The organism is Enterobacter vonholyi, from assembly GCF_008364555.1.
Taxonomy (GTDB): Bacteria; Pseudomonadota; Gammaproteobacteria; order Enterobacterales; family Enterobacteriaceae; genus Enterobacter; species Enterobacter vonholyi.
In genome coordinates this window covers 1-1,028 of the sequence record NZ_VTUC01000027.1, presented here as the reverse complement: position 1 = coordinate 1,028, position 1,028 = coordinate 1, and the positions used below count along the sequence as shown (strand labels likewise).

Here is a 1,028-nt window from a genome sequence, read left to right as displayed (position 1 = left end):
CCTTCACGGATTGCGAAACGCAGACCGTCGTCCATCGCGATTGGGTGGATCAGAGTCACAACCATCTTGATGTTGTCGCCTGGCATTACCATCTCAACGCCTTCTGGCAGTTCGATGGTACCGGTCACGTCAGTTGTACGGAAGTAGAACTGTGGACGGTAGCCTTTGAAGAACGGAGTATGACGGCCGCCTTCGTCTTTGGACAGAATGTACACTTCAGATTCGAACTTGGTGTGTGGCTTGATTGAGCCTGGCTTCGCCAGAACCTGACCACGTTCGATTTCTTCACGTTTGATACCACGCAGCAGAACACCAACGTTCTCACCAGCACGGCCTTCGTCCAGCAGTTTGCGGAACATTTCAACGCCAGTACAGGTAGACTTCGCAGTCTCTTTGATACCAACGATTTCAACTTCTTCACCAACTTTGATGATACCGCGCTCTACACGACCGGTAACAACGGTACCACGACCGGAGATGGAGAATACGTCTTCGATTGGCAGCAGGAATGGCTTGTCAATCGCACGCTCTGGTTCTGGGATGTAAGAATCCAGGAAGCCAGCCAGTTCGATGATTTTCGCTTCCCACTCAGCTTCGCCTTCCAGCGCTTTCAGAGCAGAACCACGAACGATTGGAGTATCGTCGCCTGGGAAATCGTACTGAGACAGCAGTTCACGAACTTCCATCTCTACCAGTTCCAGCAGCTCTTCGTCATCAACCATGTCGCACTTGTTCAGGAACACGATGATGAAAGGAACGCCTACCTGACGACCCAGCAGGATGTGCTCACGAGTCTGAGGCATTGGGCCGTCAGTCGCAGCAACAACCAGGATCGCGCCGTCCATCTGCGCAGCACCGGTGATCATGTTTTTAACATAGTCGGCGTGGCCTGGGCAGTCTACGTGTGCGTAGTGGCGAGTCGGGGTGTCGTACTCAACGTGAGAGGTGTTGATGGTGATACCACGAGCTTTTTCTTCTGGTGCGTTATCGATCTGGTCGAATGCACGAGCAGAACCACCGTAGGTTTT

General features: G+C 52.6%; 1 protein-coding gene. It reads right to left on the bottom strand.

The features are described 5' to 3' along the window. Positions 1-1,028 (bottom strand): elongation factor Tu (gene tuf, locus F0319_RS18805; RefSeq protein ID WP_048983652.1); only part of this gene is annotated, 1,028 nt, incomplete at both ends.